The sequence below is a fragment of the Bacillus cereus group sp. BfR-BA-01382 genome (genome assembly GCF_022663475.1).
Classification (GTDB): domain Bacteria; phylum Bacillota; class Bacilli; order Bacillales; family Bacillaceae_G; genus Bacillus_A; species Bacillus_A thuringiensis_S.
In genome coordinates, this window is sequence record NZ_JAKUFQ010000200.1 from 1 (window position 1) to 3325 (window position 3325).

The following is a 3325-nucleotide window of genomic DNA, read 5'->3' on the forward strand; positions in this document are numbered from 1 at the left end:
AGATTAATTAAATATATTCTAAAGTTAATTATTTATCTTTTCTACTCTCTGTTTTTAAAAAGTAATTCTAGTCCTTCGTTACTTCTAAAAATTTGAATTTTCCTCTGGAGATAATGTGATTTTGTATCCCATAGCTTTTGCCATTTTAGCAATTGTATCTAACCTTGGAATTGTATGACCACTTTCAATCCGTGCAATTGCTGGTTGCTTAAGTCCTGTTTTTTCGGCAAGCTCTCGCTGTGTCCACCCTAAATCTTCACGTATTTTTTTTACTTCATCAACTAAATAAGCTGCAGTTTCCAACTCAAATTTCTTAGTTTCACTGATGGACTGGATTTCCTTTTTTACATCCGCCCACCTTCTCATAAAATACACTTCCTTTCTCTTAAAATTTAATAAAGTTTATGCCGCACTCATACACTTGTTTTCATTATCGTTTAATGTTTATTTTAATCACTTAGTACAATGTATTTTTCACAAGGAGGGGGAGAACTCCCCCTATTCTTTATTGTCCGTGTCTCTTTTTCCAGTCCTTATATAACTTCTTAGCTTTAATAATTTCTCTTTTGGGTGTTTTTTGCGTTGTCTTGATGAAATAATGTAAAACAATTAGGTCATCACCTTGAATTGCATATGTAATTCGATACTTAACTGGGCGAATTTCCCATATGTTTTTGGTTAAATGTTTTGTAATGTTTTCTCCAGCTCTCGTTCCGCTTATTTCGATCCTTTCAATTTGATAAAAGATTTTTTCTAGAGCCGTTTTAGCAAATTTCCCCTTTGTCTTATCGAGAACATTAATGAGATCATCTTGGACTGGACAGTAACCACGGACATCCTCGTACAGCGTTACATTGTACATACTATGTTCTCCTTAAATTTTTTGATAACGAAAATGTTATAATTTTATTCTATCATTCTACCAGAACATATCTATTCATTTCAAGATTTTTATTTTCTGTATATCAAAATTATATTTTTATGCTTTTTTATGATAAGTATATTAAAGGTTACATTTAAACACTCTTTTAATATGAAAAAGAACACTTTTATAGATATATCCCCTAATCTTTGAACACATAGTAAAAAAGTGAACCAAAAGGTGTACCTTTTGAAGCGTATATATTCTTATAGAGATTGGAAAACAGTTCTTTATAAATTTGTGATTTTCTTTTTTTGTTATTTCAAGAATGAAAATGAGAAAAAGTCTTCGATAGAAGGCATAAAATACAGGTTTATGCTTTCTTCGATCCTTCTAAATATAACATCCTCAATACTAGAGTGATATATGGTAAGATATACATATATATTGATAATTGAGGAGCGGAAATATGGCAATTGCTAATTGGACAGAAAATAATGATAAGTCATTGATGTACAATAGAAAGAAAGCAGCTATCTAATCTGTATTCTTTTTATTGTACAAATTGATGTTATTTTTTGTATTTCCTTTATTTTTAACTTAGACTTAGAAATAATTTGCTTTGTTTCTTCAATAATAATTGTGTCTTACTTTAGAGGAAACCTGTTGGAAATTCATGAATATTCATTTTGTTTTTTGAAACATGTGCTAGTTTAATAGTAATTATGACAAATATAATATGGGAGGGATTCTAGTGAATTATCTTTTTATTACTAAATTACACAATATGTCTCTTGATACAATATATGCTAAAGGGAAAATAATAAGTGGCGGAACCAGAATCTCGAATGGAAGCGAAAATTTCAAAAAACATTTTGATAACCGCTTTTTTAGAGGCGAAATAGGCGAGATTGAATATAGAGAATTCAAGAACAGTGTATATATGTATGATAAAGGCGAAATAGAGGGCCTAAAAGACAATTTAAATCCTTCATCCTATTACTTTAATTTTTTAGATTCTTTATTAAGAAAAGCCCAACATTTTGCAAATTGTTTATGGTTAACAAAAGATAATACAGTACACGTTAGAACAGGTTATTTATATTTGTATGAAAATAACCCCTATACTGGAGCTATTGTAATTAGTTGTTCATTAAATTTAGTTCCCTCAACCGCTTCTTGTGAATACGATAAAACTTCTTTTTCTACAGAAGAAATTGAAAAAGCGATATCATATTACAATTATGATCCAGTAGAGAATTGGGATGAAGGAGAAGAAGGGTTGCAAATGCCTGACAAAAACCCTCTTACAAAAGATAAAGGAAGAATCGATAGAGCAAAATACTTCTTATTAATAACACGTAGTTCTACATCTTTGCCAATTAAAATAATGAATTATTGTTCTATTCTTGAATGTCTACTCACTTCAGATAATTCTGGATTATCTCATAAAGTATCTGAACGTTTTGCGTATTACTTAGGTAATAATTATACAGAGCGTAGCAAATACTTTAAGTTGGCAAAAAGTGCGTATGATATTCGTTCTAAGACTGTTCATGGACAACCAATTAAAAAAACTAAAGAAGAAATGCAAGAGATTGCAATTGAAATCGATGCTGCTGTTAGAAAGATATTTGCTAGTGTCTTAAATGAAGAAAGTGACTGTAACATATTTAATATGAAAAATGAAGATTATGAATCCTGGTTTACTGAATTAATATTAAAATAATTATAAATTTTTGCTTAGCCTGGTTTTTTTTATGCTGACGAAACTTAATAAAGAACAAATTATTCAAACAAAAAAAGAAGCTATTTTGATTAATCTATTTCAAAATAGCTTCTTTTTATTTATTACCAAATTGACGGTTTAACTTTAATTACTTTCGATTTATAATCCATCTTTTTATATTTAAGTATAACATTATAAAGATTAGAAGACACCATAATCCCACAGTAGAACGTAAAGGATGTAGTATAACATACTGATTGATAGGAGGAATTTTTGTTAGTATATCATTAACTATTAATCTTAAACCGTTGTATCCTAATACAATGGTTAATAGCGAAGAAATAAAAAGGATATTTGTTTCGTTCGATTTGATTTTAATTTCTTTTTGTGTAACGATATCTTCTCGTATGTTTTTAAATAATTCCTCTGATTTTTTTAACAATGCATTTGTTTCTGTTTTCTCTAAAATAGTTTTGTATAACTCTTTTGCGCTACCATCTGAACCAAAAAGAACATCCTCATCATACTGTAATTTTAAAAAGTTGAATTCTTTTCTTAAAAGGTTATAATCTTTGGGTGAAGTAAACTGATTATTGGAACTACCTTGTAATAAATTTCGTACAAAATGTTTTTTTATGAAAGCTAGTTCATAGAAACGTAGAAAATCAAACATATTAATAATAGTCTGTTTCTTTAAAATTAGATTCAATTGTTCCTCATATGCTTTTTGTTTT

3 protein-coding genes and 1 pseudogene are annotated in these 3325 nt (G+C 28.7%); 1 reads left to right on the plus strand and 3 read right to left on the minus strand.

All coding sequences use genetic code 11. The annotated features are described in order from the left end of the window. Positions 1-84: 84 nt before the first annotated feature. Both MR160_RS33145 and MR160_RS33150 read right to left on the minus strand, forming a co-directional pair. Entirely contained in the window at positions 85-366 is a 282-nt protein-coding gene (locus MR160_RS33145) for a helix-turn-helix domain-containing protein (protein WP_065223258.1), read from the minus strand. A gap of 139 nt (positions 367-505) precedes the next feature. Further along, entirely contained in the window at positions 506-862 is a 357-nt protein-coding gene (locus MR160_RS33150; RefSeq protein WP_242299166.1) for a type II toxin-antitoxin system RelE/ParE family toxin, read from the minus strand. A 754-nt stretch (positions 863-1616) separates the two neighbouring features. On the opposite strand from MR160_RS33150, the gene MR160_RS33155 reads away from it, so the two are divergent. Continuing rightward, complete coding sequence (locus MR160_RS33155; protein ID WP_242299167.1) at positions 1617-2591, plus strand: HEPN domain-containing protein; 975 nt, start codon at positions 1617-1619, stop codon at positions 2589-2591. A gap of 148 nt (positions 2592-2739) precedes the next feature. Here the strand turns inward: MR160_RS33155 and MR160_RS33160 are convergent. Next, a pseudogene (locus MR160_RS33160) lies at positions 2740-3325 on the minus strand (hypothetical protein); the annotation flags it as partial.